We start from the raw sequence: 25,959 nt of genomic DNA, 5'->3' as shown, positions 1-25,959 counted from the left end.
GGTTTCTGTTGTCGGCGGCAGGGTCTGTCGCCGTACTGCTCGTTCTCGGGAAAGCCGGCCGGACAGCGGGGGGACCGAAGCCACCCCCGCTGTCCCTGACTCGTCCGGACTCAGCTCGGGTTCACCGACGTGGCCCAGCGCTGGTTCCAGTCACTGGTGCAGTTGTAGATCGCCAGGGGGTTGCCGTTGTCGGCGTTGTACCCGACGTCGTCGACACAGCGACCGGCGAGCGCGCTGACCAGTGTCCCGTCGTGTCGCGCCGTCCACTGCTGGCTCGTGCCGCCGTGGCAGCCCGCGTTCACGATGGCCGTGCCGTTCACCGTGTCGCCGATGTCGAGGCACTTGCCGTAGATGCGGAACGTGCCGTCACCCGGCGCCCACCACAGCTGCCCGGTGGGGCCGAAGCATTCCCACAGCCACAGCCGGCTGGCGTTCGGGTCGTTGCCGTAGACGTCGATGCACTTGGTGGCGACGCCGACGATCGGGCCGCGAGACAGCCATTCCGCGGTCAGCGACCACGTCTGCGTGCGCGCGCCACTGCAGTTGGAGATCGACAGGGTCGCGTTGTCCGCGGACGACGCCGCCGTGAGGCAGCGGCCCGACAGCGGGTTCACCAGCGAGCCGTCCGGCTGGGCGGACCACTGCTGAGCCTGGGTTCCGTTGCACTCCCAGAGGCTCACCGCGCTGCCTTCGGCGGTGTTGGAGTTCGTCAGGTCGATGCACTTGCCGCCGGCTCGCAGCGTCCCGTCTCCGGGAGCCGCGAAACTCTGCGCCGGGCTGCCGTTGCACGGCCACAGGACGACCTTGTTCAGCGTCGGGTCATTGTTCGGAACGTCCAGGCACTTGCCGGAGACGCCGACGACCTTGCCCGATCGCCCGTTCTGCGCGGGCACCTGCCACACCTGGTCCGAGCGGGACTTGTCACAGGCCCGCAGGACCAGCTGGGAACCCTGGTTGCCGTCGTTAGGCGTGGCACACCGCCCGGAGTAACGGCTGATCAGTCGTCCGTCGGTGCGCAGGACCCACTGCTGACCGTCGATGCCGGCGCACCCGGCCAGCACGACCGAGGCACCGTCACCGCCGGGGTCGCTGGCCGTGAGGCACCGGCCACCCGCCATGAGAAGGCCCTCGTTCGACGTCCACGTCTGGGCGAACAAGCCGTGGCAGTCCCACATCCACACGACAGGCTGGAACGGGTCGTTGTACTTCATGTCGAGGCAACGGCCGTTGACGCCCTTCAACGTGCCGGAGAACACGGGAGTGTCCCGCTTGATCCGGACGTTGCGGAACCGGACGCTGTCGTTGGCGCCGTCGTTCTGCAGACCGATGAAGGTGTTGCGTCCCACGCCTGTCGAGTCGGCAGAGGTGTACTCGTTGACCTGCTGGCCGTTGAGGAACACCGTCGCGGTGTTCCAGCGGACCTTGATCTCGAAGGTGTTCCACTGACCGGTCGGCTTGACCGGCGCGGTGGTGCTGGGCGCCTGGATCCCGGCGAACGCACCGGTCTGCTGCGTGCCCGTGGCGTTCTTCGGGCCGATGTTCACCTCGTACCCGCTCGCGCCCGGCGAGGCGTTGTTCGTGCCGGGGTTGGTCATCAGCACGAAGACACCGGAGCCGGAGTTGTCCGTGGTGGCCTTCCAGTCGACCTTCATCGTGTAGTCGTTGCCGTAGGTGTGGGTCGAGTACCAGGAGACGTCGGCGCCGTCCCTGGTCACGAGCTCACAGCCCTCGGTGCCGATCTTGGTGCCGGTGCTCTGCCAGCCCCCGAGGTCGGACTCCCGCCGGCCGTCGAACGCGCTGTAGAAGCCCGGTCCGTCCTTGGCCGTGACGCAGTTGCCCGCGACAGCCGGTACCGCGACCTTGGTGCCGCCGACGAAGTAGCCCGTGACGTCGGCCGTCAGCCGTGTCTGCCCGCGTTCGTTGCGCACGTCCACCTTGCCGCTGTTGCCGAGCGGCACCAGGGCGAGCCCGGTCGCGGTCTCCATCTTGCGCGTGGACACCTGGCTCGCGGAGATCCACCCCACCTCGCTCGCGACAGCGCTGAGCTCGGTTCCGAGGTTGTCGTCCCTGCCGGTCATCAGAACGGCGGCCGTCGTGGCCGAGGACTCGATCCCGGCCACCCCGCTCGCCTGGAACGTGGCCACCTGCCCGTGCCCGATGGGGGCTTTGGGCACGCCGTTGCCCGTGGTCGTGTCCGCGACACGCCTCGCATCGGACAGCGACACGTACCGCGCGCCACCGGCGTCCGGCCCGAACCAGCCGACGACGTCCAGCGCGGCACCGACGGCCGTCGCGGTGTTGTTGGTCAACCGGATCTTGCCGTCCGCGCCGATCGGCACGATGGCCAGGTTCGTTCGCCGGTCACCGGGAGAGACCACCATCGTTACGAAGCTCATCGGCGCGGTGGGGTTGTGCGCCACCAGGTACGACTCCGCCGAGGCCTCGAACGCGGTCACGTTCAGCACCACCGCCCGCGCGCTCTGGGGCACGTTGGCGACACCGCGGATCGGCAGGTCGACGAAGTCCGGGGCGGCTCCGGGGGCACTGCTCAACGACGTCGCGCGGGTGCTTCCACCGTTGACGACCGGGAACCCCCGCGTGTCGAGCACGCGCGCGGGCTTGTCGTTGGCGAAGAAGGTGTCCGTGCTCCCCTGGGGACTGAAGTAGCCGAGCAGTTCGACCACCACGAACACGTTCCCGTTGCCGCGGTTGCGCAACTTGAGCGACCGCGCGCTGTCCAGCGGAGCGAACATCGTGAGCGACTGCCACGTCTGGCCGGCGTCCCCGCGGGCGTTCAACGCCGGCGCCTTCCCACCCAGCTGCGCCGGGTCACCGGGCGCGACCTCGATGGCGAAGTCGCCGATGTCGGCGGCGGTGGCCCTGGCGGACACGGTGATCGCCACGGACTGGGTGTCACTCGGCAGGCTGGGGAAAGCGAGGGTCTTCACCTCGTTCGCCGCGTAAGCCTCGGAATGCACACGAGCCTGTTGCGTGGAGACCGTGAAACCGGACCCGGCCGGCACGGCGGGCGGCGTGCCGGGCGCCCCGACGCTGAGCGGACCGTTGCCCCAGTTGTTGTTGGACTGCTTCGGGTTCGCGGCGTTCTGCAGTGCGGTCTGCAACTGCCCGGCGTCGAGAGCCGGGTTGGCGGACTTGAACAGCGCGGCCGCACCGGCCACGTGCGCCGCAGCCGCGGACGTGCCCCGCATGATTTTCATCGCCCTGGTCGAGATCTGGTCGTAGCCCGTGATGTCCGGCTTCTGCCTGCCGTCGACCGTCGGACCGCGACCGCTGTAGTCCTGCACCCGCCCCGACGCGGGCTGGGTCGCCCCGACCGCCATCACGTGCGGCGAGGTGGCGGGTTCGACGACGCTGCCGGCCTCGGTGTACTGCTGGAGCTGCTGGCCGTAAGAGGGGCCGTTGACGAAGAGCTCGATCGGCGTGTCGAAGCTCGCGCTGTGGTTCTTCACGTACACCCAGTAGGTCACCGTGGCGCCCGTGTTGTTGCGGAAGGTGACCGACTCGGTCGGCGCCAGCCCCTCAGGCGTGTCCTTCTGCGACCGCGTCGACACCGCGACGAGGCTGGGGTCGTTCAGCCCGGTCGGCGGGTTCTCGGACGTCGAGATGTAGAGGTCGAGATCCTGCCTGGTCTTGGGCCACGCGTCCCAGCGCAGCCCCACCGTGGCGGTGGCGCCGGAGTCCAGCGGGAAACCGTTCTGCCGGGAGACGCCGAACTCGACCCAGCTGTCGCCGTTGGAGTCGATCGCCTTGCCGCCGTAGTGCAGGCGCGCCTGGTTGCCCGCGGCGACACTCCACAGAACGCCCGCCTGCCGGCTGCGCTTGACGACCTCGGCCGGGCTGCCCGGGTCACCCGTGCCGTCACCACGACTTCCGGCCGGAGCCAGGAACCCGATCGCCGACGAGATCACCTGCACGCCCTGCTGCCGCAGCCACACCTCGGCCTGGTCGAAGCTGAACGTGTCCTCGATGCACGCGAGGAACAGCTGCGCTTCAGGAGCCATGTCGTGCACGATCTCGGCGATACCGGTGCCGTGCTGAGGCTTCTCGGCGGCGTCGAGGCAGTTGTCGTTGTTGATGGTGATGTTCGCCGGCAGGTCGCCGGATGCCTGCGACGCCGCCACGTCACCGAAGCCGACGTCGATGATGCCGACCTTGACGCCGGCGCCCTTCTTGCCGGCGTCGTGCCACAGGTTCGCCTTGGCCGCGGCCACGCCCTCGGACGTGATGGCCATCGGAACCGCCCGGTCGGGCAGCCGCACCTCGGTCACGCCGGGCTGGCTCGCCACGAGGTCCAGCTTGTCCTTCGGCACCGCGGCCTTGACGCGGCCGTTCCCGGAGCCGCTGACCGTGCCACCCGCCTTGACGACGGCGGCGCGGAGCTGGTTCGCCTGCGAGCCCTCGACGTAGACGAGGCTGCGGCCCTTCGCGTCCTTCGGCACCGTCTGGCCGGCTCTGGCGTCGTCCGCGGAGTTCACCACGTCCGGTCTGGCACCGCTGGGCGGCGCGGCCGCCCATCCTGGTGTTGCGACGACAGCCGCCCCCAGCGTGAAACACACGGCCGCGATGGCCGTACGTCGCAATCTTCTCATTTCATTCCATTCCGAATAGTCCGGGCAAACTATCTTTCGAGCACCAACCAGTAGTGGTTCCCCTGCGACAGGTAATCCAGCTCCCCATCGTCGGGCACAACCGATGAGATGACGTCGGACCTGATGTCGATGCGATAGTCCTGATCATCCTGGTAACCGCAGTCGACACAGCTGAGGCCAAATCCGAGTACCGCGACATGACGAAGGCCAGGCTCTCCCCGATCCAGGGTCCCCCATTCCAGGGTGTCGCCCACGTAGTACTCCTTTTGAATCTGAGCACCGTACTTGAATTGAACGAAGCGAGTCTTTCCGAGGCCGCATCGTGGACACCACCACTCCAACTCCGGCATCACAAGGATGTTGAACGCACCCACGAAGACCTCCCGAAGTTCACGTCTACTTGCATTCAGTCATCGACATCCTGCCTTGCCCGTTCGACTGTTGCTGAGGGTGGAGGTAGATGAACGGATGCCCGTCGTAACGCATGTGTTGGCAGAGCGCCATGTCAGCCGTGAACAGTAGTAGCGGCGGATTTTCTTGGCGCGCGGAGTCGTAGACGCGTGCGTCTTCATCGGTGAGCTTCCTCAGATTGTTCTTGGTGGCCGGGTCCCTGACCGGATTTCGGTCGGTGAGAGCACGTACCTCGTCTTCGCGCTCGGTGTGCCCAATCCTCCAGCGGTCCCCGAGCTTCTCTTCCAACCACTCGTACCGATCACGGTCAGCGCTGTTCGTGTTGAGGTAGATGAACTCCCGCATGACCTGCGGAGAGATGACGACATCGTGTCCCATCACGGCATCTTCGATCTGGTCCTTGAGGTGCCCGTACCTCTGATCCCTGTCGTACCAGTAGACGAGAATCTGGTTGTCCAGGCCGATCTGCGGCCTAGGAATCCCGTTCGGTGGCGGCGTCGAATTCGGATCATTCGTCGGCTGCGTGTCAGGAGCGTCGTTGCTCTGGTCGTCCTCCGTCGTATCCGTGGAGTCCGTCGTGTCCTGATCCCGGTCGTCCTTGACCTGGTCCGCAGGCGGCAGAGTCACGACATCGGGCGATCGCGGCAGGAGGTTCACGTCGAACTGCGGACGCGGCAGGTACCGGTGCGCGTCCCGCCACCACTTCGGCGGAGGCGGCGGCCGCGGTGCCACCACGGTCGGGCGTTGACCGTTCGTGCCTGGCTGGTTGACGCTCGGCGACGTCTTCTTGCACCCCTCCTTGAAGGTCCTGCAGTCACCGGGACGGAGAGCGTCGTCGTCCCAGTAGCCCTTGCAGTGGCCGATCTTCTGCGTGGATCCGTCGTTGCAGTACATCCAGCCGGGGCAGAGGTTGCCGTTGTCGTCGTAGATCGTCGCAACGCACGTGCCGGCCGTTTGAGCGAGACACTCCGACGTGCCGGTCATCTGCTTGAAGAACGACTCCCACGCCTGCCAGCCGGGATTGAGCTTGCGGTAGTCCCTGATGTTGAGCGGGTTGAACTTCCAGTCCTGCGGACAGAGAACCGGGATGTTGTCGTGGCCGTCCGGGTCGGCGCCGTTGACCGGGTCGTTCCACGTGTAGGCGTACCGGTTCCCTCGCGACGACGGCGACGGGTCGAGCGTCCAGTCGTCACGGCTGACGAACTGGCCGGCGCCCGGCGAGTACCAGCGCGCGCCCATGTTCACCGAGCCGGTCGTCCCGTCGGTCCAGTCGCCCTGGAAGCCGAGCGGAGACGCATCACCCGACGAGCTGGTGACGGTGCCGAACGGGTCGAACGAACGCAGGCCGTCGACGGCGCCGCCGAGGAAGCGGCCGATGACGTCGCCGTGCAGGTCGGCGAACAGCATGCGGCCCTTGAGGGTGCTGCCGGCCGCCTTGTCGGAGAACGCGGTGCCGTCGGGCAGTCTGCTGACCAGTCTGCTGCCGTCGCTGACGGCTTCGTTGGTCTGGCCCTGGTACTTGAACGCGACACCGTTGCGGTCGGTGACGCGGTTCAGGCTGTCGTAGCGGTAGCTGACCGCGCCCGCGGAAGCCATGCGGTCGAAGGCGTCGAACGAGGACGCTGTCGTTTGACCGTTCTGGGTGACCGAGGCACGGGTGCCGCGCGGCGTGTAGGTGTAGGTCGCACCGCCGCCGGACTTGAGCCGGTTGCGTTCGTCGTAGTCGAACGTCGCCGTGCCCGCGCCGACGCGGTTGCCCGAGTCGTCCCAGCGGTAGTCGGTCGTGCCCGCCGGGCCAGTCCACGAAGTGAGCCTGCCCGCGCCGTCGTAGCCGTAGGTGTTGGTCGCGGAACCCGAGGTGTCGGTGATCTTCTTCGAGGTCACCTTGCCGTCGAGGTCGTAGCCGTACTCCGCGCCGACGAGGACGCGCAGACCGCCTTCCACCGTCTGCTGGACCTGGTCGGACGTCTGGCGCCCGAGCGGGTCGTAGCTCAGCCGGCGGGCCGCCCACGTGCTCACCGCGCGGTCGGTGACCACGCCGAGCCGTCCCGCGGCGTCGTAGCCGTAGTCGACCGTGCGGCCCGACAACGGGTCGGCGGAGCTGACCAGCCTGCCCGCCTTGTCGTAGGTGAACGACGCGTCGCCGGTGACGTCCTTGCGGGTGGCGACAGTGCCGTCACCGTTGTAGGTGTAGGTCGCCGAGCCGCCCGCGCCGTACGACGTGAGCAGGTTGCCGCGGTCGTCGTAGGTGTAGCCGCTGTCGCCGGCGGGGCCACCGATCTTGATCATCCGGCCGGCGAGGTCGTACCCGAACGTGCGGTCTGCCGTCGTGGCCTCCGCGCCCGCGCCCCGCTCCAGCTTCAGACGTCCCTGCGCGTCGAACTCCCGATCGACGGTGACGCCACCGGGCTTCAGCTCGCGGGTGGTCTGACCCGCGGCGTCGTACACCGTGGTCCACGTGCGGTCCGCCGCGTTCGGCGTGGCGGCCGTCGCCGGTTCGACCGTCGACTCGGGCAGGCCGCTCGCCGTGTAGGTGTAGATCGTCGCGTTGCCGCGGCCGTCGACGAACCTGCTGCGGTTGCCGAGCTTGTCGTAGCCGAACGACGTGACGATCGACTTGGTCGTGTCGGCCTTCTCCGTCTGCGTGACCAGCCGGCCGAGCGCGTCATAGGCGTAGCTCGACACGCGACCCTGCGGCGAGGTGCGCTTCAGGACGTTGCCCGCCGGGTCGTACTCCGCGGTGCTCGCCCGCAGTTCGGTGCCGTCGACCAGGTTCGCCGACCGGACCGGCCTGCCCAGCAGGTCGTACGTCTGGCTGGAGACCAGTCCCGACGGATCGGTGGTCGTCGCCACGCGACCCGAGATGTCGTAGGTGCTCTTCGACACCCGGTCGGTCGGGTCGGTCGAGGTGAGCACCTCGCCCGCCGCGTTGTAGGTGGCGCTCGACGTCGCGTTCATCGAGTTGGTCACCGACAACGCGTTGCCCGCGAGGTCGTGCTTCGTCGTGGTGGTGAAGTAGAGCGTGGAACCGGACGAGCGGTCGACCTCGGTCGTGCTGACCTGCCGGCCGAGTTCGTCGTAGGTGCTCCGGGTCTCGATGCCCATCGGATCGACGCTGGAGATCAGGTCACCCGCGCGGTTGTAGTTCGCCCTGATCACCGCCGACGTCTCGCCGACCTGGGGCAGGGTCGTCGCGGTCACCCGGCCGTAGGGGTCGTGGTCGTAGCTCGTGACCCGGTTCAGCCCGTCGATCGACTTCTTCAGCCTGCCGCCGTGGTCGTACTCCATCCGCTTGCTGTGCACGACGGGCTGTCCGCCCGGCGGCGTGTACGAGGGGAGGCTGACCTTGGTGGTACGGCCCATCGAGTCGTACTCGGTGACCGACACCGAACCAGCGGCGTCACGGGTGTGCGTCTGCTCCCCGAAAGCGTTGCGGCCCGCGGTGTTCGTGCCCGCGAAGCCGGCCGTCCGCACGCCGCCGACCCACGCCTCCACGGCGGGCGAGGTCACGCTGACCTGGTTGCCCTTCGCGTCGTACGTGAACGTCGTCGTGTTCAGCCGGCGATCGGTCACGGAACTCAGCAATCCGCGCTCGTCGCGGTCGTACCGCGTGGTGAAGGCGGTGTTCGCGTTGAGGTAGGCGTGTTCCGCCGTCACCTGGTTGCTCGCGTCGAACTCGGACGCGGTGACCTCGGCACGGGTGTCGTCGGCCGCACCGCGTCGTTCGGTCCTGATCGCGTTGCCGTCGGCGTCACGCGTGTAGGTCACCGCGCGCCGCAGTCCGTCCGGGTCGAACGTCGACGTGAGCGGCAGGCCGGCCGCGTCGAACGTCTGGGTGGTCTTCGGGCCGCCGGTCGAGACGAGCACCGCGACGTTGCCCACCGGGTCGTACGTGCGGTCCTCCAGCACCACATCCCGCACATTGCCGTCGAGATCGTGATAGCCGTTGCGGGTTGTTGTCGCGAGTAGACCGTCGTCGTAGTAGGTGAAACTGGTCTTGCGGCCCATCGCGTCGTCCGACGAGCGCACCTTGCCCGCCGGGTCGTACACGTGGGACTCGACCACCAGACCGGACGCGCCGGGGTCCTCCGGGTCGGCACCGGGAGCGGTCGCGGTGCGCGACAACAACAATCCGCGCTCCTCGAACTGCGACGTCCACACGACGCCGTTGACATCGGTCACCGTTTCGGTGAGTCCGTTGTCCGAGTAGGCGTGCGTTTCCGTTCCGCCGTCCGGGAACTCCATGCGCGCCAACCGGTCTTGCGCGTCGTACGCCGTCTTCGTGGTGCGTGACGGCGTGCCTCCGTCCGCGACCGCGAGCACGTCGGAGACCGTGGTCTCCAGAATGTTGTCGTTGTTGTCGTAGCGGTACTCCGTCACCTGCTGGTGCGTCTTGCCGGTGATCGGGTTCTGCACGGCGGGCGCGGTCGTCTTCGAGACCTTCGACCGCGGTGTGTACTCGTAGGTCGTGGTGCCGAAGACACCGCCACCGGCGTTGCCACTGGTGATGGACTTCTGCCTGCCGAGCGCGTCGTAGACGAACCGGACCTTCAGCCCGGACGGGCTGTTGACCTCGGCCTGGTCACCGTTCGCGAAGTACCCGATCGAGGTCACCTGGCCGCGCTTGCCGGTCGACGTGGTCGGCAGGCCCGCCGGCACCTTGCCGCCGCCGACCGCGTCCTCGTTGCCGGTGGCGTAGGCGACCGACGTGCTGGGCCGGACGGTCACGCCGGCAGGAGCGGGAGTGGAGACTCCCGTCAGCCTGCCCGCCGCGTCGTAGGTGTAGCTGGTGCGGAACCGGGTGTCCGCCGCGTCGGTCGAGCGAGCGTCCGAAGTGGACTCCAGCTTGTCCCGCCGGGGGTCGAGCGGGTCAGCCGACTCGAGGTAGCTGAAGTAGCTGGTGTTGCAGGAACCGGCCGCGCGGCACGTCTTGCTGCTGAGCACGTTGCCGCGGGCGTCCGTGGTCTGCTCGGTGCGCAGCCCGCTCGGGTCGACGGTCGCGGACAGGAATCCGGCGGTGTTGTACTCGTTGCGCGACGTGGCGCCGTCGTGCGCGACCGAGGTCAGACGGCCGCCGTTGTCCAGGTCGAACGAGTAGGTCCAGTCACCGAAGTTGCTCGGGCCGCGCAGCACCGCGGTGCGGGTCGCGCCCTCGATTCGCGGCGTGTCGAGCGACCAGGTCCGGCCGGTGTGGTCGAGCAGCGTGGCGACCCTGTCGTTGACGTCGTCGTAGGTGATCTTGGCGAACTGCCTGCTGTCCTGCGGCAGCTTGACGGTGGTCAGCTGGTCGAGCTTGCCCCTCGCCGCGTGGTGCTCCGCGACGGCGAGAGACCCGAGCGGGTGCAGGTAGACCGCGGCCTCGTCGATCGAGCCGGCGAAGTGGAAGTTTCCGCCGTTGGTAGCGGGCCAGTCCTTGCCGGACCCGGCGCCGACGGTGAGCTTCGTCTGCTGCTTGTGGTCGATGAGACCGGCGAGGGGCTCACCGATCTTCTTCCCGTCGAGGTACAGCGTCTGGACGTCGACCGCGGCGGACAGCACGACGTGGTGCCACTGGTCGTCGTTGACGGCCTGAGTGCTGACCACCTGACGCGGGCCGCCGGCGTCCCGGCGGGAGAAACCGCCGTACAGCAGGCCATCGGTGCCGACGTACAGCACCGGGGTCGACTTGCCGGCCGCGGCCGGGAAGCCCTGGTCGGCGTAGCTCAGCAAGGTGCCCTGAGAGGTCGTCTTGAACCACAGCTCGACCGCGAGAGACATGGACTCGGACGTGAGCTTGTCGGGCAACGTCACGTAACTCGAGTTGCCGTCGAACGTCGCCGCCCGGTCCGACGTGCCCTCCAACGCGCCCGCGGTTCCGAGCACGACGTTGTGCGGCTGGGCGGCGTACTGGCCGTTGCTGCGCGCGGTGACGTTGGCGAACGTGTCGCCGGAGGTCTCACCGAGCCGCCAGTAGGTCTTCGGACGGTCGTCGAGCACTGTGCTGCGGTAGTGCGAACCGTCCGCGTAGTCCATCGTGGTGCAGGTCGGCGTGGTGCCGGGAACGCAGACCGTCGTGAGACGGTCTCCTGTGTAGGTGTACGTCCAGACCAGCGCGGAACTGTTCGCCTCCGGCGCTTGCGTGGTGACCGACGAGACGTGGTTGCCTTGCCACGCAACGGTCAGCGTCCGGCCGCTGGTGTTGTTGGTGATCGTCTTGACGCGGTCGCTGGTGTCGTAGTTCAGAGACTCCGTGAGCCCCGCGGGGTTCACGATCGTGGCGAGCCGGCCCAGCGCGTCGAACCGCCACTGGGCGCCGGTGGTGTCGCGCAACGTGTACAGGCCGGTGGCCGGGACGTAGACGAGATCCGCCGTGCTGCCGCTGGGCGAGCCGAAGGTGCCGTCGGGGTTGCGGCCGTACCGCACCTGACGGCCCGTCGGGTGGGTGATCACGACGTTGCCGGAGTGGTCGTCATCGGACTTGAGCCGCATGTCCAGCCGGGACGACCAGCCCGTGCCGAACGCGGTGTCCTTGCGCGGGTCGAGGCTGTTGTAGGTGCGGCTGATCGTCAGGTCCGGCCCGGCCGTCGCGATCGACACGTCGGTGGCGACGGTGGAGTAGTTGCCGATGTTCGGGTCCAGACCGGGACCCTGTGCCGAGTTCGGGCTGCCCGCGAGGTGCGAGGTGATCACGGGCTGCGGTACGCGCGTGGTGAGGACGAGCGGTGCGGGACTGGCCCAGAACGGGGTTTCGTCGACCGTGTCGTAGGTCTTGACGCCCCAGAAGTAGGTCTTGTTCCAGCGGGTGAGCTGCGGCGAGAACGACTGGCCGCCCCACTCCGGGGTCTCCTGGCACTCCTGCGTGAGCGCGACGTCCGTGCAGATCCTGAACTTGTAGGTGAGACCGCGCCCCGGCCAGTTGTCTGCGTCGACGCCCTCCGCGTACAGCGTCGGCCGGAGCGACTCGACAGTCGCGCCGGTGCCGGGCTGCTGGTAGTTCGTGCTGGGCGCGCGGTTGAAGACCGTGATCGGCATCCGCCCGTACGGCACGCCGTGCGCGTCCCGGAAGTCCGTGCCGTCCGGGTTGAACATGGTCAGGAAGACGTCGTAGTCGCCGGGGGCGAGCGCCGGGACCGGCAGGTCGACGAACTGGTGCGTCGCCATCGGAGCGACGTCGGCGCGGTAACCGTTGCGGCGCGCGACCTCCTGGGCGCCCTGCTTGATGATGAATCCGAAGTGGACACCGCCGCCCGCAGACCACGTCGACGAGCCCATGTTGGTGACCTTGACGCTGAGCTTGCCCTCCTTGACGTTGGACGGCAGCGTCACGCCGGTGGCCTCGTAGGAGGCCCCCTCCGGGGAGTACCGGACCTCGAGGTACGGCTTGTTCACGGTGCTGGCCGAAGCGAAACGGCGACCCTCGCGCAGCGTCTCGTCGGACATGCGCAACGAAAGACCGTGTGCCAGCGCGGATCCGTGCGTCCAGCGCGTCATCAAGTCGGGGTCGAGTGCGAAGTACGCCCACTGAGGGCTGGCGCAGGCGGTGCCGGCCGCACCGCCGTAGGCGAACGTCGACGCGGACAGCGACTGCCCGACGGCGGCACCCGGCCACCTCATGGACGACGACCACGGCTGGGTCACCTCGAAGACCGAGACCGACCGCGGCGTGCAGTTCGTCGAGTAGACGTTGCTGGCGGCCAGCGAGGCGCTGACGACGTAGCGGTTGCGCAACGCGTTCTGCGCACCGTTGAAGTGCAGATAGGTCCGGGAGACCGGGTTGCCCTCGACACGGCCGACCTCGAGTCCGCCGTTGGCGCCGCCGAAGCCGTTGGAGCGGACGAACATGGCGTCGGCGTCGGTTTCCGGACGCTCGGTGGTCGGGTCGAGGACCACGGGGAACTTGCGGGCGGGGTCGCGCAGCCAAGTCTGGTCCGCGTCGACGCGCAGCACCCAGGTGTCGTCGGCGATCTTGTCCAGGCCGTACTTCACCCCGGTCGACCGCACCCCGGCCGCGTCGTCCATGACGCCGGCGGGGATGGTCGCGACGATCTTGTCGCCGTCCACGAGCTCGACTCCGCCGAGGACGTCGACGCGCGGCGAGAGGCGCTTGAGCTTCACCGTGAACGAGTAGGAGGACGGCGCCGCCGCGGAGGCGAGCACCAGGTCCTCCTTCACCCCGCCGCCGGTGGCGGTGAGCCTCAGGTCGGTGCCCGGCCGGACGCCGCGGTAGGTGACCTGCGGGCCACTGGCCTCACCGCGCACGTCGGTCACGTCACGCATGCCGTAGCTGATGCCGTGGTCGCCGTCGAGGTCGATCTGGACGAGCGAGCCGTCCGCGCTGCCGGCGCCGAGGCTGAGCCCGATCGGGGAGACCTTCGGCTTCAGCCTGCCGCCGGAGGGAACCAGGGTCAGGTCCACGGGGAGCCACGAACCGTCGGGCTGCCGCACATTGGCCGGCCCGGTGTGCAACCGCAGCGTGCGGCTGCCGTCCGGGTTGTCGAACGTCCTGGTGGTCTCGGTGCGATCCTGCGGGCGCTCGACGGCGTCCTTGTCGATCGCGGGTAGAACCGGCTTCTCGACCTTCGGCGTGACCTTCCGGTCCTCCTCCGAGGGGGTCTTCACCTCGGGCAGCGGGTCAGGCCGGTCGGCGACCGCGTTCTTCGGCCTCGGCTGGTCGCGCTTGGGGAGATCGCGGTTGATCCGGGTGGACTCCGCGGAGGTCTCGTGGCTGGAACCGTCCGCGGTTCCGGTGCGTTGCTCAGGGGCGGAGGTCGAGGCACCGAGCGGGAGCGCTCCGAAGGTGCCGTACGGAGTCTGCGATCCGCCGAGGAACGGCAGAGCGACAACCAGGACTAGCAGCAGGCACAGCGGTCTGCGCGCAGCACGAAACACCGACGCGTGTCTCACGCGTTCCCCCCAGAGTGTTTGGTTGTGGTGGACCCTTCCCCAGATCCGGCGAGAACCGTGTCAGGGCCCGTTTTCGCAGGTCAACGTGCGAAAATTCACGCTTCGGATGTAACAGGCGCGAAAGTAGTGGACGCAGCTCACGTCCCGCTCACACGTGCGTGACAGTTGCACGAAACGGTGGGGGCGACCGACGCCATCCCCGCCGTGGAGAACCCTCCCGGTCAGCTCGCGCGTACTGGCGCCGACCGGTCCGGCCGTGCCGACCACAGCTGGCCGGCCGGTTGCAGTCGCACAGCGCGATGCTGCCGTTCGACTGCGCGAACTGTCAAGTAAAGTTTAATTGACAGACGTGAGCGCTGAAACGCGAACAGCCGCGCCCGGCGCCTCGAGTGAGCTCGAGACGCCGGGCGCGGCTGTCAGGTTCTGGAGGGTGCTACTCGCCGCCGGCGGGCAGGTTCTCGTAGATCTTCTTGCAGTCAGGGCACACCGGCGAACCAGGCTTCGGCGACTTCGTCACCGGGAAGACCTCGCCGCACAGAGCGACCACGTGCGTTCCCATCACGGCGCTCTCGGCGATCTTCGCCTTGCGCACGTAGTGGAACATCTTCGGGGCGTCGTCCCCGGTCTGGTCGGTGCCTTCCGGCCGTACGTCGACCTCGGGGAGAGTCTGGGTGCTCACTCGCCCAGGGTACCTGGGATGATGTCCCCTCGTGACCACGCTGCACATCGCCGAAGAAGTTGCCACCGCACTGGCCGAGAACCGGCCCGTCGTCGCTCTTGAGAGCACCATCCTGTCCCACGGCCTGCCCGCGCCGCGCAACCTCGCCGTCGGCGCGCGACTGGAGAAGGTCGTGCGGGAGGCCGGCGCCGTGCCCGCGACGATCGCCGTGCTCGACGGTGTGCCGCACATCGGTCTCACCCAGTCCGAGCTGGACCGCGTGTGCACCGCGGGCGATCTGGTGAAGCTGTCGTTGCGCGATCTCGGCCCCGCCTACGCCCTGGGCCGCAGCGGCGCGACGACCGTGGCCTCGACCGCCGCACTGGCCGCTTCGGCCGGCATCCGCGTGTTCGGAACCGGCGGCCTCGGCGGCGTGCACCGGGGGGCGCGCGAGACGTGGGACGTCTCAGCCGACCTCGACGTCGTCGCCACGACGCCCGTGATGATCGTCTGCTCGGGCGTGAAGTCGATCCTGGACATGGGCGCGACCCTGGAGGTCCTCGAGACCCGCTCCGTGCCCGTCGTCGGCTACCGCACCTCCGCTTTCCCGGCCTTCTACCGCCGCGAGTCGGAGTACTCGGTGCCGTGGCGCGTCGAGAACCCCGCCGAGGCCGCCGCCGTGTTCGCCGCGGGCGGGCGCGGCATGCTCCTGGTGAACCCGATCCCCGCCGACTTCGAGATGGACGCCGGCCTGCACGACCGCCTGCTCGCCGAGGGCCTGCAGAAGCTCGTCGACCAGGACGTGCGCGGCAAGGACGTCACCCCGGTGCTCCTGGAGCACTTCCACACCGCCAGCGCCGGCGTGAGCCTGGACGCCAACGAGGCACTGGTGGTCAGCAACGTCTCGGTCGCCGCCGCTGTGGCCGTGGCACTTTTCGGTGAGCTGTCCCAGTGAGGCCTGTCGTTGTCGTCGGCGACGCCGGCCTGGACGTCGTCGCCCGCCACAGCGGGCCCATCGCGCACGGCGGTGACGTCCGCGCCAAGGTGACCATCGAGCCCGGCGGCGCCGGCGCGAACACCGCCGTGTGGCTGGCCGCGTGTGGTGCGTCCCCCGTGCTGGTCGCGAGGGTCGGCGCGGACTCGGCGGGCCGTCAGGTCCACTCCGAGCTGACCTCGGCGGGCGTCCAGTGCGCGTTCGCCGTCGACCCTGACCTCGCCACCTGCTGCGTGGTCGTCCTCGTCGACGAGGACGGCCAGCGCTCGATGCTCCCCGACCGAGGCGCGAACGCCCGCTTCTCCCCTGCCGACCTGGACCCCGGACTGCTCGCCGCGCCCGACGGCCACCTGCACCTGTCCGGCTACGTCCTGCTCGACGCCACCTCCCGCGCGGCAGGCCTGGCGGCTCTCCAAGCGGCCCGTGACGCGGGCTGGACCACGTCGGTGGACCCCCAGGCAGCGGTGCTGATCCACTCCGCCGAGGCCTTCTTGGAGGACGTCCGCGGCGTCGACATCCTCATGCCGAACGCCGACGAGCTCCTGGCGCTGACCGGCTCGGCCGAACCGTCCTCCGCCAAGAGTCTCCTCACGCACGTGGGCGCGGTGGTCGTGACGACGGGCCCCGGCGGTGCTTCCTGGATCGACGACGAAGATTTGATCTCAGTCCCCGCTGAAACCACTGAGTGCGTCGACTCGACGGGTGCCGGTGACGCCTTCGACGCGGGGCTGCTGGCGGCCTGGCTCGCCGGTGCCTCGAAGCGCGACGCCCTGCTGGGCGGAGTTCGCGCGGGGTCCCGGGCCGTCGGCGTCGTCGGCGCCCAGCCGCCTCGCTGAGAGGTCAGCCGTCGATGACGGTGGTGCTCTTGGGCGCGATGGCCCGGTGCTCGACCTCGTAGCGGTTGGCCTTCTCCGACTTGCGCGGCGGGCGGTCGTTCGCGATGAGGACGGCCATCCACGGCAGCGGCACGGACAGCACGATGAAGAACAGCGCGAGCCACCAGGTGTGCGCGAACAGGGCCGCGAGGATGAGACACGGGAAGCGCAGGCTCATCATGATCGCGTACTTGCGGCGCCGGGCGGCGTGCTGTTCCTCGTAGGACGGGGCCGCCTCGGTGATCAACACCGGGGTGTCGTTCCGATCGGGACTGCTCACGACACCACCTCCGTGTTCCATGGTCCCACGTCCGAGTGACGCTCGGGGCACCCGGTCGGCGGTTAACATCCGCGAGTGGTCGCCCTTGATCGCCTCGTGGACGTGCTCGGCAGTCTGGGCACGCATCTGGCGTGCGCGCCAAGAGGCCGTGACGCCGAACTCCGCGGGGTTGCCCTGCACGATTCGGCGGAGAACACGCCGGCGGCCGCGGGCGATGTTCTTCTCGGCCTCGGCACGCCTTCGGTGGCCGCCGCGGCGCGACTGGTGTCCTCGACGGTGGCGTCGGCGGTGGTGTTGCACGGCAAGCCGCCGCTCGACGAACGTGTCGTCGCCGCCGCGAAGAAGTCCGGCGCGGCGGTGTTGCTCGTCGATCCGTCGGTGCCGTGGAGTCAGCTCGCGAACGTCACGCAGACGCTGGTCAACGGCGGCACGCGCACCGGCGACCTGTTCGGCCTGGCCGACGTGATCGCGGGCGTGGTCGGCGGGCCGGTGACGATCGAGGACCAGCAGTCCCGCGTGCTGGCCTACTCGTACCGGCAGGAGGACGTCGACCCCGTGCGGGTGCAGACGATCCTCGGCCGGCGCGTCCCGGAAGAGGCCCGGCGCGCGCTCGACGAGTTCGGGGTGTTCAGCCACCTCGCGTCGTCCGACGAACCGATCTTCGTGCCCAAGCTGACCCCGCAACTGGGCAACCGCCTCGTCGCGGCTGTGCGGGCAGGTCGTGAGCTGCTGGGGTCTGTCTGGGTCGAGGTGACGGGGCCGGTCGACGCGGCGAGGTCGGCCGCGTTGGTCGACGGCGCGCGCACGGCGGCGTTGCACCTGTTGCGGTCGCGGGCGTCGACGGATCTGGAACGCCAGGCCGAGGCGGATCTGGTGATCCGGCTGCTCGACCATCCCGAGTCCGCCGATGTCGCGCGGCTCGGGTTGCCGTCGGCCGATCTGCGGGTGATCGCGGTGCAGGCGCACGCGGGCGAGGGCGAGCACGGGGCGGCGGTGCTCGCGTTCCAACGGGCGACGGCCGGGTTCGGCTGGTCGCGGCCAGGGCGCAGCGCGTTGTTCGGCAACGTCCTCTACACGGTCATCCCGGCGGCCGACGACGCCGTCGGCTGGGTGCGTTCACTGGTGCGAGAACTTCCAGCGGAAGCGACGGTGCTGGCGGGGATCGGCGGACCGGCGGAGGCCACGCAGCTGCCGACGTCGCGGCAGGAAGCCGATGAATGCCTCGCGCTCTCCACCGGTGCACCGGTTGTATACGACGACGCCTGGGCACGAGTGTTGCTGCATCGGCTCGCCGCCGTCGCCGAGGCCGGCCGTCTCCCTGCGCGCGGGCCGATATCCAATATATTGCGGTACGACGCTGAATACGGGACGCAGTATGCGATGACGTTGAAGGCGTGGCTGGCGGCGCAGGGGGACGTGCGAGCGGCGGCGCGGGAGCTCAACGTCCACCCGAACACGCTGCGGTACCGGATGCAGAAAATGGCGGAGGTGACGCCCCTCCCCCTCGACGACCCCGAACAACGCCTCGCGATGGCCATCGCCCTCCACATCACGCGGCAATAACTGGGGCGTGAAAACATCTGTACCCGTGCACCCCGATCTTTCCGTTGATCTCTGCGCCCGCCTGCGCGAGGCATTCCTGAACTCCGGCTACACCGCGGACGGCGTCGTCGACGCCCTCGGTCCTCAGGCTCACGCCGCACTCGGCCGCGGTGAGCCCGAGCCCGCCCGCCGCGCCAGCAGGGACGCCGGGTCGCTCGGCACGTTGATCCGCCTGTTCCTGCTGGGCGACCAGGAGCCCGAACAGGACGTCCGCAAGGCGCTCGACGGAGTCGACATCGACGACGCCGTCACCAACGAGATCTTGACCAAAGATCTGAAGGCAGGACTGGACGTCAGGCCGTACGAGGACAACTGGTGGGTCATCGCCGACCTCGACTCCGACCTGCGCGGCGGAGCGGTCCCCGAGGACCACGTGCTCGGCGTCGGCCACGCCTCCATCAGCCTCGCCCGCGCCACCAGGCGCACCCCGGTCGGCACGCTCCTCGACCTCGGCACCGGCTGCGGCGTCCAGGCGCTGCACGCCAGCACGCACGCCGAGCGCATCACCGCCACCGACCTGTCCGAGCGCGCGCTGAAGCTCGCGCAGGGCACGTTCCGCATGAACAACCTCGACGTTGAGACACTGCAGGGCGAGTGGTTCGGCCCGGTCCGCAACCGGCGGTTCGACCAGGTTGTGTGCAATCCGCCGTTCGTCGTGGGTCCGCCACGCGTGGATTACGTGTACCGCGACTCCGGCCTCGGCGGCGACGACGCGTCGGCCCTGGTCATCCGCCAGCTGCCCGCGTTCCTCAACGAGGGCGGCGTCGGCCAGCTGCTCGCCTCGTGGGTGCACCGCAGGGGTGAGGACTGGGAGGAGCGCGTCTCCGGCTGGCTGCCCCGCGGCGGGATCGACGCGTGGTTCGTGCAGCGCGACATCGCCGAGCCCGCCCTGTACGTGGGCACGTGGCTCAAGGACGCCGGCGTCGATCCGCGCAGTCCCGAGGGGCAGCAGAAGGCCGCGGCGTGGCTCGACTGGTTCGAGGAGAACCAGGTCGTGGGCGTCGGCTTCGGGTACGTGACGCTGAGGCGCACTGACGAGATGCACTCTCAGGTCGTGTGTGAAGACCTGCGCCACGCCTACGACGACCCGCTGGGTCCGGAGGCGGCGCGGTGGCTCGACAACGTCGCGTGGCTGCGCGCGAACCCGGACCTTCTGGGGCAGCGGTTCCGGGTCGCCGACACCGTGCTGCTCGAAGAGGTCTCCGAACCGAGCGAGGACGGCTGGCGCAAGGTCGTCGCCCGGCTGCACCGCACCGACGGGCCGGGTTGGCAGCACGAGGTCGACGAGGCGACCGCGAAGCTCATCGCCGGATGCAACGGCGCGCTGCCGCTGGAGGACCTGCTCGCACTCCTCGAGTTCGCTTACGGAGAAATCGATGCAGAAGCCGCGTTGCCGATCGTTCGTGATCTCATCCGGCACGGAATGTTGATTCCCGTATGAAAGCAGTTGTGGCGCGCGTCACAGAAGCGAGCGTGGAAGTCGAAGGGGAGATCGTCGGCGCGATCGACGAGCCCGGATTGCTGGTGCTGCTCGGAGTCACCCACGACGACACGGCCGAGCACGCCCGCAAAATGGCGCAGAAGCTGCACGGGCTGCGCATCCTCGACGACGAGCAGTCATGCGAGTCGACCGGCGCTCCGTTGCTGGTCGTCAGCCAGTTCACGCTCTACGGGGACACGCGCAAGGGCCGCCGTCCGTCCTGGACGGCGGCCGCCCGGCCCGAGCACGCGGAACCCTTGGTGAACGCCGTCGTGCAGGAACTCCGCCAAAAGGGCGCTCAGGTCGAAACGGGACGATTCAGAGCCGAGATGAAGGTACGGAGCGTGAACGACGGCCCGTTCACCGTGCTCATCGAGGTGTGACTAAACGGTTCTCAGCCAATCCTCAGATTACTCGCGCAACGCGTGTGACAGCGGCGACGTCTTCAAGTCAGGAAGTCGGGAACGAATTCGGAATCGGGTTCGTTACCCAGGTATCAGCCAGCTAGCGATGGGATCCCGAGCGGGCCCGCCGCAACCGGCAACCAGGGCGCAGCGCCGCGCCGCCTTGACCGCCACGCGCGACTGTTCGATCAGGAGATGCAGGCCTGACCGACAGCAGCGTCGCCCGCAGCAGGGGGAGGGAGATCCATGACCGTCACGAGGATCTCCGACCGTGAAGTCGGAGAGAACACGCCCGCCGTCGTCGAGCACGAACTCGACGCCCAAGGTCCAGCAGCCGACCTCGTTCGAGTCTACCTGAACGGAATCGGCAAGACCGCGCTGCTCACCGCCGAGGAGGAGGTGGAGCTCGCCAAGCGCATCGAGGCAGGTGTGTTCGCGCAGCACGTCCTGGAGACGGCCAAGCGCCTCACGCCGACCCGCCGCGATGAGATGGGGGAGCTCGTCCGCGACGGTCGCCGGGCCAAGGATCACCTGCTCAAGGCGAACCTGCGCCTCGTCGTATCGCTGGCCAAGCGGTACACGGGCCGTGGCATGCCGCTGCTGGACCTGATCCAGGAAGGCAACCTGGGCCTCATCCGCGCGGTCGAGAAGTTCGACTACACCAAGGGCTTCAAGTTCTCGACCTACGCGACGTGGTGGATCCGCCAGGCCATCACCCGCGGCATGGCCGACCAGGGCCGCACCATCCGCCTCCCCGTCCACCTCGTCGAGCAGGTGAACAAGCTCGCGCGGATCAAGCGCGACCTGCACCAGACGCTCGGCCGCGAGGCGACGACCGAGGAGCTCGCGAAGGAAGCCGGCCTCAACGTCGACAAGGTCGCCGACCTGCTCGACCACGCTCGTGACCCGGTATCGCTGGACATGCCGGTCGGCACGGAGGAGGACGCTCCCCTCGGTGACTTCATCGAGGACTCGGACGCGACCGACGCCGAGAGCGCCGTCATCTCCGGCCTGCTGCAGGACGACCTGCGCCGCGTGCTGTCGACCCTCGAACCGCGCGAGCAGGCCGTGATCCGGCTGCGCTACGGGCTCGAGGACGGTCAGCCCCGCACGCTGGACCAGATCGGCAAGCGGTTCGGGCTCTCGCGCGAGCGGGTGCGCCAGATCGAGCGCGAGGTCATGTCCAAGCTCCGCCAGGGCGAACGCGCCGCGAAGCTGCGCGCCTACGCCTCGTAATCACGGTTCGGACATCACTCGTCCGGCAGTATTGACTTGTGACTCAACTCACGGCACGGTCGGGCGTTACCAGAGCCACGCGACGCCCGACGTGAGTCAGGTTTCGCACACGAAGGAAGGTCGCGGCAGCCGGGGGCTGCCGCGGCCTTCCGCTTTCCGCCTTCTGGTGGACGACCCCGAACCCCCGCGGGTTCGGGCGCCGACGTGCCCCTCACGAGATCGTGGTGAGTCATGAAGAACACGGTGGTCGGGGATCACATCAGCACCTCCCTTTGATGGCGGTACGGTTTTCTGATCCGAACTGCACACCGTTGGAGTTGTGTACGACGTGCCCACCACTTTCGAGTACACCGATGTCCTTCCGCTCGCGAAGGACACCGAGACCGAGTACCGCCTCCTCACCTCCGACGGGGTGAAGCTGATCGAGGCCGGTGACCGCAAGTTCCTGGAGATCGCCCCCGAGACGCTGACGCTGCTCGCGAAGGAAGCCATCCGCGACATCCAGCACCTGCTGCGCCCGTCGCACCTCGCCCAGCTGCGCAAGATCATCGACGACCCCGAGGCGTCGGGCAACGACCGCTTCGTCGCGATGGACCTGCTGCGCAACGCGGCCATCTCCTCCGGCGGCGTGCTGCCGATGTGCCAGGACACCGGCACGGCGATCATCATGGGCAAGCGCTCCGAGACCGTCCTGACCGGCGGCGACGACGAGCAGGCTCTCGCCCGCGGCGTCTTCGAGGCCTACCAGGAGCTGAACCTGCGCTACTCGCAGATGGCGCCGCTGACGTTCTGGGACGAGAAGAACACCGGCACGAACCTGCCCGCGCAGATCGAGGTCTTCCACAAGCCCGGCCAGGAGCCCGTCTACGAGTTCCTGTTCATGGCCAAGGGCGGCGGCAGCGCGAACAAGACGTTCCTCTACCAGGAGACCAAGGCGGTTCTGAACCCGAAGCGCCTCGCGTCGTTCCTCGACGAGAAGCTGCGCTCGCTGGGCACCGCCGCGTGCCCGCCCTACCACCTGGCGGTCGTCGTCGGCGGCCTGTCCGCCGAGCAGAACCTCAAGGTCGCGAAGCTCGCCTCGGCCCGCTACCTCGACAACCTGCCCACCGAGGGCTCGGCGTCCGGCCACGCGTTCCGGGACAAGGACCTCGAACAGCAGGTCCTGGAGCTGACCCGCAACTTCGGCATCGGCGCCCAGTTCGGCGGCAAGTACTTCTGCCACGACGTGCGCGTCATCCGCCTCCCCCGCCACGGCGCGTCCCTCCCGGTCGGCGTCGCGGTCTCGTGCTCGGCCGACCGCCAGGCCAAGGCCCGCATCACGCCCGAGGGCGTTTTCCTGGAGCAACTGGAGCGCGACCCGGCCCAGTTCCTGCCCGAGATCGAGGGCGAGGACCTGTCCGACGAGGTCGTCCGCATCGACCTCACGCGCCCGATGGCGGAGATCCGCGAGGTCCTCACCAAGCTCCCGGTGAAGACCCGCGTCTCGCTGACCGGCCCGCTCGTCGTGGCCCGCGACATCGCCCACGCCAAGATCAAGGAACGCCTCGACGCCGGCGAGGAGATGCCGCAGTACCTCAAGGACCACCCGGTCTACTACGCAGGCCCCGCCAAGACGCCCGAGGGCTACGCGTCCGGCTCGTTCGGACCGACCACCGCTGGCCGTATGGACTCCTACGTCGAGCAGTTCCAGGCCGCGGGCGGCTCGCTGGTGATGCTCGCCAAGGGCAACCGCTCCAAGCAGGTCACTTCGGCGTGCAACACGCACGGCGGCTTCTACCTGGGCTCCATCGGCGGCCCGGCGGCCCGCCTGGCGCAGGACTGCATCCGCAAGGTCGAGGTGCTCGAGTACCCCGAGCTCGGCATGGAAGCGGTCTGGAAGATCGAGGTCGAGGACTTCCCCGCCTTCGTCGTCGTCGACGACAAGGGCAATGACTTCTTCGCCGAGACGTCCGCCCCGACCCTGCAAATCAGCTTCCGCCGTTGATCTCCAGCTGTTGATCTCCAACCGCTAGCCGCACGACACCCCGACAGCCGGGCCAACTGATATATCGGTTGGCCCCGGCTGTCGTGCTTCTCGACCTTTGCAACAAGTCTTTTGACGACGTCGTCCAAAGAGTCATTGCTAAGGCACAGGTGGGTGGGCTGGGCGTCTGACATAACATCGGTGAACGGTTAGCAGTACGCTTGTCCTGTATTCGGAGCGAGCGGGGGTGTCGCGGTGATTCACCACGTGCAGGTGGCGTGTCCGGCGGGTGCGGAGGACGAGCAGCGGGCGTTCTACGGCGGGGTGCTGGGGTGGACCGAGTTGCCCAAGCCGCCGTTGCTCGCGGCTCGGGGCGGGTGCTGGTTCGAGGTGCCGGGTGGTGGCGAGGTGCACGTCGGTGTCGAGGCGGACTTCCGGCCCGCGCGCAAAGCTCACCCGGCGTTCGTCGTCGACGTCGACGAGGTCGCCGAGGCAGTGGCGGCGGCAGGGTGTCCGGTCGTCTGGGCGGACCCGGCGGAGATCCCGGGGCGGCGCAGGTTCCACACGTTCGACGGGGTCGGAAACCGGGTCGAGTTCCTAGCGGGCCAGGAGCCAGTCGAGGGCCGATTCAGCATGATCCAGAACTGATATGTGGCCGTCGCCCGGGGTCAGGCGGAGCTCCGCGTCGGGGATGCGGGTGGCCAGCCACTGGCTGTGCGTGGGTGGGTTGATGCCGTCGCGGTCGCCGTGCAGCAGGAGGGTCGGCGCGGTGATGGAGGCCGGGTCGAAGCCCCACGGCGTCACGTAGGCGAGGTCGTCGTCGATCAGCGGGCCGGGGCCGTTCGCCAGGGCGGGGCCGACGACCTTGCCGAACCACGACCACGGGCCGTTCACCGTCGCGAGGTCGGCTTCGGAGAAGTCCATGTCGTACTCGACGCCGGACGCTTCGTACTGCTCCTTCGCCTCGCGGCCCGCGGCGGCCGCCCGAAGCGATCCCTCTGCCGGCGCGACCATGCCGGCGAACCAGTCGAGGCCGTCGGCGTCGAAGGGCGCGAGGGGTGCGCCTGCGACGCAGGCGGTGACGCGGTCCGGCAGCAGGGCGGCGCACGCGAGGGCGTGTGGTGCGCCGCCGGAGTGCCCGAAGACCGAGAAACGCGGGATCTCGAGGGCGTCGGCGATATGCGATATATCAGTTGCCGCTGATCCCACCGGCCGATCGCCGACCGAGGTCGAGCCGCCGTAGCCCGGGCGGTCGTAGGAGATCCAGCGAACGCCTGGGCGGAACAGCGGCTCGGGCGGCAGACCGATGTTGGGTGTGCCGTGGTGCCAGAACACCGGTACACCGTCGCCGACGTCGTACACGCGGAGTACGCGACCGCCCAGGTCAAGATCCATATATCAGTTTCCCGCCCTCAGCCGGTTTCCTCACGGGACTCGAGAACCAGGCGACGGTTGCCGAGAGGGGCGTCCAAGCGAACGGTCAACGGCACCTGGCGGATCTCCTGGGTGCACACCGTGCCCGAAGGCTGCTTGGTGATCGTGACCAGCGTGATCTGGACGAGGTCGGCCGACTGGCCGGACACCTCGGCGCGAGCCTCCTTGCAGCCGCCGCCCACGCCGAAGACCTCGACGTCGCGGCCGTCGCCGAAGACGTAGGCCTCGTCGCGGTAGGTGTCTGACAACGATGTCGTGTCGACCTTGTCCTTGGCGACCGGCGTGACGTTGGGCGGGACGACCGGCTTCTCCTCCGAGATCGAGACCGGAGGCTGGACCGGGGCCGTGGGGTTCGCGCCGGTCGAACCCGGCGCGGACGTGCCGGACGTCGGCGCGCCGCTGGACGAGCCGGAGGAGGATCCGGGCGCGTTGGACTGCGTGCCGGACGAGCACCCGGCCAGGGCACCTGAGACAGCAACCGCGAGAGCAACGGCAGCGACGACGTTTCTCATGCGCACCATCCTTGCAAACCGGTCCAAGGGGCCAGGTGACGGTAGGAGATGCCCGGCCGGCGGGGCAGATGCCGACCGGGCACCGTGGGGGGAGGGGTCTACTTCTGTTCCTGCCGCGACGTCAACACGACCGTGCGCTCACCAAGGGGCTCGGAGAGCTGCACCGTGAGCGGAGGGAAGCGGATGTCCATGGTGCACATCTGCTTGGTCAGCGGCGTCGTCTCGACGAGCTCGATCTTCACCGCGTCGGCAGACTGCTCCAGCACGGACGCGCTGGCCTTCCCGCACCCGCCCTCCTGGGCGATGACACCGACGGTCCGGCCGTCGCCCTGTGTCCAGACGGTGTGCGGGTAGTCGGGCGACAAAGCGTTGGTGTCCAGCTTCGTCACCGGTTTGCCGTCCGGCGGCACTTCTCCGGGTGCGATACCCGGAGGCACTTCAGAGGGCGAGGTGGCGGTCGGCAACGTCGGACCGCCACCTGCCCCAGTGCCCGCGTGTTGCGCACTGCCGCAAGCGGAAACCACCAGCAGCAACACGCCTGCACCTACAAGTGGGCCAACTACGGTTCCAATGTGCCTCATGGTCAGAGGACGGAACCGCGCTCACAGCGGGTTGCA

Annotated in this window: 16 protein-coding genes; 8 read left to right on the top strand and 8 right to left on the bottom strand. The window is 68.7% G+C overall.

What is annotated here, in order from left to right:
• Window positions 1-110 precede the first annotated feature (110 nt).
• The 4 genes from ABZ345_RS14470 to ABZ345_RS14455 form a co-directional block, all read right to left on the bottom strand.
• Entirely contained in the window at window positions 111-4,610 is a 4,500-nt protein-coding gene (locus tag ABZ345_RS14470) for a ricin-type beta-trefoil lectin domain protein (protein ID WP_359847400.1), read from the bottom strand.
• A gap of 29 nt (window positions 4,611-4,639) precedes the next feature.
• Complete coding sequence (locus ABZ345_RS14465) at window positions 4,640-4,984, bottom strand: hypothetical protein (protein ID WP_359847397.1); 345 nt, start codon at window positions 4,982-4,984, stop codon at window positions 4,640-4,642.
• Window positions 4,985-5,006: 22 nt separating this feature from the next.
• The gene (locus tag ABZ345_RS14460) at window positions 5,007-13,904 is read right to left on the bottom strand and encodes an RHS repeat-associated core domain-containing protein (RefSeq protein WP_359847394.1); all 8,898 of its coding nucleotides are present in this window, start codon (window positions 13,902-13,904) and stop codon (window positions 5,007-5,009) included.
• 433 nt (window positions 13,905-14,337) lie between these two features.
• The gene (locus tag ABZ345_RS14455; RefSeq protein ID WP_045316583.1) at window positions 14,338-14,583 is read right to left on the bottom strand and encodes a DUF3039 domain-containing protein; all 246 of its coding nucleotides are present in this window, start codon (window positions 14,581-14,583) and stop codon (window positions 14,338-14,340) included.
• Window positions 14,584-14,614: 31 nt separating this feature from the next.
• Between ABZ345_RS14455 and ABZ345_RS14450 the strand changes: the two genes are divergently transcribed.
• Together ABZ345_RS14450 and ABZ345_RS14445 are read left to right on the top strand one after the other, a co-directional pair.
• Window positions 14,615-15,517, top strand: coding sequence for a pseudouridine-5'-phosphate glycosidase (locus tag ABZ345_RS14450; RefSeq protein ID WP_359847391.1), 903 nt, complete (start codon window positions 14,615-14,617; stop codon window positions 15,515-15,517).
• A complete protein-coding gene (locus ABZ345_RS14445; RefSeq protein ID WP_359847388.1) occupies window positions 15,514-16,392 on the top strand; it encodes a carbohydrate kinase family protein in 879 nt (292 codons plus the stop codon). The genes ABZ345_RS14450 and ABZ345_RS14445 overlap by 4 nt, the downstream gene beginning before the upstream one ends.
• A gap of 4 nt (window positions 16,393-16,396) precedes the next feature.
• On the opposite strand, the gene ABZ345_RS14440 is transcribed toward ABZ345_RS14445, so the two are convergent.
• On the bottom strand, window positions 16,397-16,732 hold the full coding sequence (locus ABZ345_RS14440; RefSeq protein ID WP_359847385.1) for a DUF3099 domain-containing protein: 336 nt from the start codon (window positions 16,730-16,732) through the stop codon (window positions 16,397-16,399).
• 54 nt (window positions 16,733-16,786) lie between these two features.
• Here ABZ345_RS14440 and ABZ345_RS14435 point away from each other — a divergent pair, with 54 nt between their 5' ends.
• From ABZ345_RS14435 to ABZ345_RS14410, 6 genes are all read left to right on the top strand, one after another.
• Window positions 16,787-18,274 (top strand): helix-turn-helix domain-containing protein, encoded by a 1,488-nt coding sequence (locus ABZ345_RS14435; protein WP_359847382.1) that lies wholly within the window; start codon window positions 16,787-16,789, stop codon window positions 18,272-18,274.
• Window positions 18,275-18,299: 25 nt separating this feature from the next.
• Window positions 18,300-19,754, top strand: coding sequence for a methyltransferase (locus ABZ345_RS14430; RefSeq protein ID WP_359847380.1), 1,455 nt, complete (start codon window positions 18,300-18,302; stop codon window positions 19,752-19,754).
• Entirely contained in the window at window positions 19,751-20,176 is a 426-nt protein-coding gene (gene dtd / locus ABZ345_RS14425) for a D-aminoacyl-tRNA deacylase (protein WP_359847377.1), read from the top strand. The genes ABZ345_RS14430 and dtd overlap by 4 nt, the downstream gene beginning before the upstream one ends.
• 267 nt (window positions 20,177-20,443) lie before the next feature.
• Window positions 20,444-21,433, top strand: coding sequence for a sigma-70 family RNA polymerase sigma factor (locus tag ABZ345_RS14420; RefSeq protein WP_359847374.1), 990 nt, complete (start codon window positions 20,444-20,446; stop codon window positions 21,431-21,433).
• Between the two features lie 328 nt (window positions 21,434-21,761).
• Complete coding sequence (locus tag ABZ345_RS14415; RefSeq protein ID WP_359847530.1) at window positions 21,762-23,417, top strand: fumarate hydratase; 1,656 nt, start codon at window positions 21,762-21,764, stop codon at window positions 23,415-23,417.
• Between the two features lie 234 nt (window positions 23,418-23,651).
• Complete coding sequence (locus tag ABZ345_RS14410) at window positions 23,652-24,044, top strand: glyoxalase (RefSeq protein WP_359847371.1); 393 nt, start codon at window positions 23,652-23,654, stop codon at window positions 24,042-24,044.
• On the opposite strand, the gene ABZ345_RS14405 is transcribed toward ABZ345_RS14410, so the two are convergent.
• From ABZ345_RS14405 to ABZ345_RS14395, 3 genes are all read right to left on the bottom strand, one after another.
• Window positions 23,994-24,791, bottom strand: coding sequence for an alpha/beta hydrolase (locus tag ABZ345_RS14405; protein ID WP_359847369.1), 798 nt, complete (start codon window positions 24,789-24,791; stop codon window positions 23,994-23,996). The two genes, ABZ345_RS14410 and ABZ345_RS14405, sit on opposite strands and share 51 nt — an antisense overlap.
• Before the next feature lie 17 nt (window positions 24,792-24,808).
• Window positions 24,809-25,342 carry a hypothetical protein gene (locus ABZ345_RS14400; protein ID WP_359847366.1) on the bottom strand — a complete coding sequence of 178 codons (534 nt, stop codon included), beginning with the start codon at window positions 25,340-25,342 and terminating at the stop codon, window positions 24,809-24,811.
• A gap of 98 nt (window positions 25,343-25,440) precedes the next feature.
• A complete protein-coding gene (locus ABZ345_RS14395) occupies window positions 25,441-25,878 on the bottom strand; it encodes a hypothetical protein (protein WP_359847363.1) in 438 nt (145 codons plus the stop codon).
• Window positions 25,879-25,959: the final 81 nt, after the last annotated feature.

It is taken from the genome of Lentzea sp. NPDC005914, from assembly GCF_040629405.1.
GTDB lineage: Bacteria > Actinomycetota > Actinomycetes > Mycobacteriales > Pseudonocardiaceae > Lentzea.
This window is presented reverse-complemented; position numbering and strand designations above follow the sequence as displayed.

What these genes read in the sequence shown, in the direction of transcription:
- ABZ345_RS14405 (WP_359847369.1), bottom strand. Translation starts at nt 24,791, where the DNA reads ATGGATCTTGACCTGGGCGGTCGCGTACTCCGCGTGTACGACGTCGGC.
- ABZ345_RS14400 (WP_359847366.1), bottom strand. Translation starts at nt 25,342, where the DNA reads ATGAGAAACGTCGTCGCTGCCGTTGCTCTCGCGGTTGCTGTCTCAGGT.
- ABZ345_RS14470 (WP_359847400.1), bottom strand. Translation starts at nt 4,610, where the DNA reads ATGAGAAGATTGCGACGTACGGCCATCGCGGCCGTGTGTTTCACGCTG.
- ABZ345_RS14420 (WP_359847374.1), top strand. Translation starts at nt 20,444, where the DNA reads ATGACCGTCACGAGGATCTCCGACCGTGAAGTCGGAGAGAACACGCCC.
- dtd (WP_359847377.1), top strand. Translation starts at nt 19,751, where the DNA reads ATGAAAGCAGTTGTGGCGCGCGTCACAGAAGCGAGCGTGGAAGTCGAA.
- ABZ345_RS14440 (WP_359847385.1), bottom strand. Translation starts at nt 16,732, where the DNA reads ATGGAACACGGAGGTGGTGTCGTGAGCAGTCCCGATCGGAACGACACC.